Origin of the sequence: Synechococcales cyanobacterium T60_A2020_003, from assembly GCA_015272205.1 — a bacterium.
Lineage (GTDB): Bacteria > Cyanobacteriota > Cyanobacteriia > RECH01 > RECH01 > JACYMB01.
In genome coordinates, this window is the sequence record JACYMB010000301.1 from 1 (window position 1) to 5,823 (window position 5,823).

Annotated in this window: 8 protein-coding genes; all 8 read right to left on the reverse strand. The window is 53.2% G+C overall.

Annotated elements, in window-relative coordinates:
- Positions 1-94 precede the first annotated feature (94 nt).
- The 8 genes from IGR76_14840 to IGR76_14875 all read right to left on the reverse strand — a co-directional run bounded on the left by IGR76_14840 (position 95) and on the right by IGR76_14875 (position 5,638).
- Positions 95-286: a sensor histidine kinase gene (locus tag IGR76_14840; protein MBF2079752.1), complete on the reverse strand. Its 192-nt coding sequence runs from the start codon at positions 284-286 to the stop codon at positions 95-97.
- Positions 267-671, reverse strand: coding sequence for a HAMP domain-containing histidine kinase (locus tag IGR76_14845; protein ID MBF2079753.1), 405 nt, complete (start codon positions 669-671; stop codon positions 267-269). Before IGR76_14845 ends, IGR76_14840 begins: the two co-directional genes overlap by 20 nt.
- Entirely contained in the window at positions 572-1,234 is a 663-nt protein-coding gene (locus tag IGR76_14850; protein ID MBF2079754.1) for a PAS domain-containing protein, read from the reverse strand. The genes IGR76_14845 and IGR76_14850 overlap by 100 nt, the downstream gene beginning before the upstream one ends.
- Positions 1,235-1,239: 5 nt before the next feature.
- Positions 1,240-1,593: a response regulator gene (locus IGR76_14855; GenBank protein ID MBF2079755.1), complete on the reverse strand. Its 354-nt coding sequence runs from the start codon at positions 1,591-1,593 to the stop codon at positions 1,240-1,242.
- A 282-nt stretch (positions 1,594-1,875) separates the two neighbouring features.
- Complete coding sequence (locus IGR76_14860) at positions 1,876-2,535, reverse strand: hypothetical protein (GenBank protein MBF2079756.1); 660 nt, start codon at positions 2,533-2,535, stop codon at positions 1,876-1,878.
- A gap of 17 nt (positions 2,536-2,552) precedes the next feature.
- On the reverse strand, positions 2,553-3,422 hold the full coding sequence (locus tag IGR76_14865) for a phosphatidate cytidylyltransferase (protein MBF2079757.1): 870 nt from the start codon (positions 3,420-3,422) through the stop codon (positions 2,553-2,555).
- A 44-nt stretch (positions 3,423-3,466) separates the two neighbouring features.
- Positions 3,467-4,060: a precorrin-6Y C5,15-methyltransferase subunit CbiT gene (cbiT, locus tag IGR76_14870; protein ID MBF2079758.1), complete on the reverse strand. Its 594-nt coding sequence runs from the start codon at positions 4,058-4,060 to the stop codon at positions 3,467-3,469.
- Between the two features lie 93 nt (positions 4,061-4,153).
- Positions 4,154-5,638 carry an aminotransferase class I/II-fold pyridoxal phosphate-dependent enzyme gene (locus IGR76_14875; protein MBF2079759.1) on the reverse strand — a complete coding sequence of 495 codons (1,485 nt, stop codon included), beginning with the start codon at positions 5,636-5,638 and terminating at the stop codon, positions 4,154-4,156.
- Positions 5,639-5,823: the final 185 nt, after the last annotated feature.

Genomic DNA, 5,823 nt, shown 5'->3' on the forward strand with positions numbered 1-5,823 from the left:
GAAATTTACCATGCCTCTCCCGCCCGCAACCCCTCTTTCATGCAACAACGCCGTACTCCTCTACGAGCTAGGGAAGTTTCAAGGCAAAGGTTGTTTAGTCTTTGTGGCTAGAGACTTCGATCACGCCTTGTAAATCAACCACCATTTGTTTTACGAGGGTGAGCCCTAGACCTGTTCCGCCATATTGCCAGCGATCGCCCTGGGGAACTCGATAAAATTTGTCGAAGATCCGTTCTAGTTCTGTGGATGGAACTTCGCTCTCAGAATTACGAACTTGGATTTGCACGCCCCACTCGATGGGCTTCCACCCTGATCTGAATGTGGCCATAGGGGGGCGTATATTTGCAGGCGTTGGTTAACAGTTCTACCAAAATCCGTTCCAGATACGTGATGTCAGTGTGGATGGGGAATAGATCTGGAACACAATGAATGCTCAGCGTTTGGCGCTGTTGGTGGCATCTCTTGTCAAAGGGTTGAAGGATGGAGGGAAGCCATATTTGGAGTTGGATGGTGGTTAGAGTTAAGTCGCGTTGTCCACTTTCCAGTTGGGATAGATTGAGGAGATTGTTAATCAGGTTGGTTGCGCGATCGCACTCCTCTTGCAGAATGTGGAAGTAGCGCTGGGCAGGATTCGTCGGATCAGAAAAGATCCCCGTTGGTTCCAGCACCATTTGGAGCATGTGTAACGACATTTTGATGCTAGCCATTTGTATGCGGTCACGTCCCGCGCCACACTCAGCAACGATTCAACGACATTCTGGTCATTCACCTCTGGCACGATGCGAACTGGGTAGGAGCGCACCCCATCTACCGTTACTCGATCCAACTCCGTCAACTGTTCCTGAGCGGTGTTGAGGGCTTGAGTGAGGGCAAAATTCCACGGCAACACTACATCCGCAGGCATAAAGAGATCGGCATTGGTGCGCCCAATGAAGGCTTGGGACGGGATCCCCGTTGCCGTTTGCATGTTGGGATGAATGTAGAGATACCGCAACTGTCGATCGAACCGAGCAATCACGTCAGGGGAGTGGTCCACCAAGGCACGAAATTCACGCGATCGCTCCTCTGCCTGTTGTCGTTTCGTGACATCTTGAAACACTAGGATGCCGCCAATCACCTCACCTTTGCCATTCCGAATACTCTCAACGGCTGTCCATCCTGTTAATGCTTCGGCCACCGGATTCATAAAGGTAATTTGTCCTTGGCAATCAGTGGCGATCGCCCCATCGCCCAAACTTGCTAAGGTCGTAGCCAGGTGTTCTTCCGACTGTTCACGCTGCCGTTGAAGCTGGTGGCGATACCGTGAGTCGTCACCCCACCATACAACTCTGTAGGGTGAAAAGGCTTGATGAGATAGCCAAAGGGCTCAGTGGCGATCGCCCGCTGCAAGGTGTCTGTTCCGGTAGAGGCCGTTAGAAAAATGATGGGAACCCGAATGCCGCGATCGCGCAACTGGGCTGCCGTGGCAATGCCATCTAATGTTTCCTCTAGCTGAATATCGATCAAAATCAGATCGACAATAGAAACAAGATAAGGAAGTTGTTCCACTTGTGTGATGGGAGTCGAAGCCTGAATCGAACCACTGAAAACCATTCCCGACTGGAGACGAGGTCGTAAAGTCCAATATCCACGGCGAAGATGCCTCGTTGAACTGCTCTCCTCAGCCAGCTACGCTGATGGCTTTTCTAAGGTCGTCGGCCATCTCTCTAGTTCGTAGAGCGGGACATTCGTCTATCACCAAAGCCATTCGTCGCTTTCCACATGATTTTGCCTACACTTATTTCCTTTATCTAGAGAATCAACCCTACCTTAAGAAAGGAGAGGTGCCGTCAGGCGGTGGGGTTCAATGTCACTGCATAGCAGGATTCCATGTCGTCACTTGCCGTAGAACGGTAAATATTCCTGCCAGGGTGTTTTTTCGATGAGAAACGTGCAGGGAAGGCTGTACAACCGCTCGTAGGTTTGGTTGTTGTGCAGTTCAGGAATTTCCAGCGTTAGCCAAAGAGTAAAGGTAATGGGGGCTTTGCCTGCCATGAAATTCCCGTTGGCGGCTTTGCCGAGGTTGATGATGGGGGCTGTGGCCTTTACATTTCCCCCATCGTCACGGGTGATCAGTTCTTCGGCGGTAATCCGACTTTGGAGAACGCCCCTGGGGGCAATGAAGGTGGGACGCTGCTCTGTGGCTAGATCGATGGGGTACATGGAGGTGAGATGGATGACGCGTCGCGATCGCCCACTGAAGTCATTCAAAGAAGAGCGATCCCAATCCACTTTGATGGGATAGGTTCCCGTCTTGTTCTCAATGCTCATCTCCAGACTGGTAGGAATTTCGTTAAACAGGTAACGATCGCTATCTCGGAAGCCAAAGCCAATGGCAATGGCATTTTCCAGCGCATTGACCTTCAACTGGTCTTGAAAAGCTGCTTTGTCAAACCGAATTCGCACCCGATCCTCCAGGGAGTCGTACGCCTGGTACAGCACCCGACTGACGACGAGTAGATACACCACAAAGATAATGAAATCAACAGACGACATGGAGAATAGGTGTCAAATCAACCCGGAATAATCGGCAGTAGCAGCGTCACAAAATAGTACACCAGGGGAGCGGTGAAGACGTAACTATCGGCGCGATCGAGAATCCCTCCATGACCCGGAATTAGTTGTCCTGAATCCTTCACTCCGGCGTCGCGTTTCATCATAGATTCAGTCAGATCGCCCAGTAAGCTAGCGACGCCAATAATCACTCCCAAGGCCATGCCCGTAATCGGTGAGCCATTCCAGCCCAGAATCCAGCCTCCGGCCACACCCACCATCATGCTGGCAAAGACCCCAAAGACGGCACCTTCCACGGTTTTTTTAGGGCTAATGTCCGACAGACGCGTTTTGCCGAAAAACTTACCAATAAAGTAAGCACCAATGTCTGCCGCCCAAATGCAGCCGAAGGCGAGGAGGGTCACGGTTAACCCTTGCGGTAGGGCTTTGATGCCGTCGAAGGGGAACGGCCAATAGCCCCACAGGGGAAGATTGCTACTCTCGACGGTGCCCAGCGATCGCAGTCTCACCCAGTAGCTGGGCAAGTAGCCCCCGTAGAATAACCCCAGCACCGACGTGGCAATATCGGCGATGGTGGCAAACTTAGGCTGAAACAGCAGGTAGAAACAAATGAGGGTGCCCGCAATCGGCATGACCGCATCGGCCAGCACTGGGAAGGCCGTTGAGGTAATCAGCAACAGCAGGCTCACGACTAAGGTTGTTTTAGCCGCAGGCATGATGCCTTTGGCGCGGGCGAGTTGGAAATATTCCTGCAGGCCGAGGTAAATAATAATGCCGAATCCAAGGGTGAAATACCATCCACCCAAAATAATCATCCCCAAAGCCAGGATAATCGCAACAATTGCACTGAGAAGTCGAGGTAAAGACATAGAAGAACCGGGGAAGGCATCATGCATTCATGGAGGAAAACGATTTAGTCTAGTTTTTCGCCGCTGATCACAAAAATGGGATCTACGGCTGCAAAAACTTGGTGCGTGCCGCGTTTTTCTAAACGGTTAACAGCCGATTGGACGACTTCAACGTTGCGCACCTGCAATTCAGACAAGCACTCGGAAATGGCGTAGAGGGTTTCAAAGTTGGTTGCTGTGGCCACAATGCGCCCATCGGGTTTGAGGTAATCCCAGGCTTCTTGCAAGATGGCCTTGATGGGTCTTCCGCCTTCGATAAAGATGCAGTTTGGCCGTTCGGGGAGGTCTGCTAAGCATTCGGGTGCTTGTCCCTCAATTATGGTTACGTTTTGAACCGAGAAGCGATCGCAGTTTCGGCGGACTAAATTGGCGACATCCTCATCCCGTTCGACCGCAATCACTCGCGCATGGGGACAGAGCAACGCCACTTCGATGGGAATAGTGCCCGTTCCAGCGCCGATATCCCAGAACACGTCATGGCTTTTCAGGCGGAGATGGGAAATGATGAGCAAGCGCATTTCGCGTTTACTCATAGGAATGCCGGGTAATCGCTCGAATAAATCGTCGGAAATGCCCGGAGTGCAATAGGGCCAGAGCAAATCTACCATTAAATACCAAGGTCTAAAGAATAGGCAGGATTGGAACCATTGTCCAATAACGCATGGGCGATCGCCATGCCAAGCAGGTTAGAGTTATGCCTCTTTTATAACGCGGAGGTGCTGAAATGATGCTCCTTCTCCCCCGGTGACAACGCCGCCTGCATCTAGAACGGACTGGAGGGTGGCGATCGCCTCTGGGGTAATCTGCTCGCCCGGCAGCAGCACCGGAATGCCGGGAGGATAGGGACAGACGGTGGTGCTGCTGACTCGCCCAATCGCATCTGGTAGGGGTACAGCAACCGATGGCGCAAAAAACGCATCGCGGGGGGACATTTGCAGCGGGGGGGAAATGGTCGGAAGGGCGATCGACTGGGGAACGGACTGTAGAGAACGGGGCTGCAAACCTTGGAATCCCTGAATCAGAGAGGAGATATCCTGTTCAGTATTCCCAAAGGTCAAGATAAACGTGAGATGGTGCAGTTCCGGCAATTCGGCGGTGACGTGGCAGATGTCGTGCAGGTACTCGTCGGCGGCAAAGCCTGTCCAGCCGATGTCCTGAACGCTGACGGTGAGCCGAGTGGGATCATGGGCGGCAAATCCAGTTTGGGGATCAAACAGGCGATCGCCCAACAGTCGCAGTCCGGGAATGGCTCGAATGGCCTGCTGAGCGCTGGTAGCAAGGGATAGGGTCTGATCAAGTAGGGCTTGGCCTTGGGTCGCCATTTGGTGTCGTGCTGCGTCTAGGGAGGCCAGGAGGAGATAGCTGGGACTGGTGGACTGGACGAGTTGCAAGGATGCCTCCAGGCGATCGCCCCAGGTGGGATGGGTGGATACCGAGGATTGGCTTTGGTGCAGCATGGAAGCTTGGGTCATCGCGCCTAGGACTTTGTGGGTGGATTGAATCACTAAATCTGCGCCGGAGGCCAACGCCGCAGAGGGGAAAGTTGGATGAAACGCAAAATGTCCCCCATGTGCCTCATCCACAATCAGCGGAATTTGATGGGCATGAACCATAGGGGCGATCGCCTCTAGGTTGCTACAAATGCCGTGGTAGGTGGGGGAGACTAAAAACACCGCCGCGATCGCCGGATCTTGCTCTAGCGCCCTTGCCACCTGATCCGGACTAACCCCGCCGGGAATGCCCCAATCGGGATCGTAGTCCGGAGTGAGAAAGACGGGACGGGCACCAGAAAGAACTAGGGCGGCGATCGCTGATTTGTGGCTATTGCGAGGGAGCAAAATTTTATCCCCAGGGGTGCAGGTCGCCAGAATAGCCGCCTCGATGCCGCAGGTAGACCCGTTGGCTAAAAACCAGGTTCGACCCGCCCCAAACGCTGCCGCCGCTAAGTCCTGCGCCGCCTGAATGACCCCAGATGGCGTAAACAGATTGTCCAACTCCGGCAGTTCCGGCAGATCGGCTTGAAAGACGCGATCGCCCATCATCTCGATCAGGCGCGGACTGATCCCGTGCCCCCGCTTGTGTCCCGGAGTATAGAAAGGGGCATCGGGTTGAGTGGCGCAGTGGTGGAGTTGGGACAGGAGCGGAGTAGAGTCTTGCGATCGCACAGGCAAAATTATCCGTTGGGAGGAGTTGAAAACACTTGCAAATTCTAGGGATTACTCTAGGGGAACGGGGCATTCCAAATTAATTTCCATACAAATGTTGACATTGCTCTCTAAATTGGTTAACTTGATTAGTACAAACGCCTGCGCCCCCATCGTCTAGAGGCCTAGGACACCTCCCTTTCACGGAGGCGACGGGG